This window comes from Paraburkholderia sp. SIMBA_053 (assembly GCF_046534895.1).
Lineage (GTDB): Bacteria > Pseudomonadota > Gammaproteobacteria > Burkholderiales > Burkholderiaceae > Paraburkholderia > Paraburkholderia caledonica.
In genome coordinates this window covers 1-241 of sequence record NZ_JAWRXU010001543.1, presented here as the reverse complement: position 1 = coordinate 241, position 241 = coordinate 1, and the positions used below count along the sequence as shown (strand labels likewise).

Annotated in this window: 1 protein-coding gene; it reads left to right on the top strand. The window is 59.3% G+C overall.

The window, feature by feature from the left end:
• On the top strand, nucleotides 1-241 hold a 241-nt coding region (locus SB753_RS40740), incomplete at both ends, for a F0F1 ATP synthase subunit gamma (protein WP_410805633.1).

Sequence of the window (241 nt, the reverse complement as noted above, 5' to 3'; positions counted from 1 at the left end):
AACGTCGTGCAACTGGGCGACACGCCGCACCTCGAGAAACTGATCGGCGCTGTGAAGGTTCAGCTCGACATGTACTCGGAAGGCAAGGTTTCCGCCGTGTACATCGCGTACACCCGCTTCGTCAACACGATGAAGCAGGAGCCGGTGATCGAGCAGTTGCTGCCGCTGTCGGCGGAACAGTTCGAGCGCAAGGACGACAAGGATGGTCCGACGCCGAAAACGTCGTGGGACTACATCTACG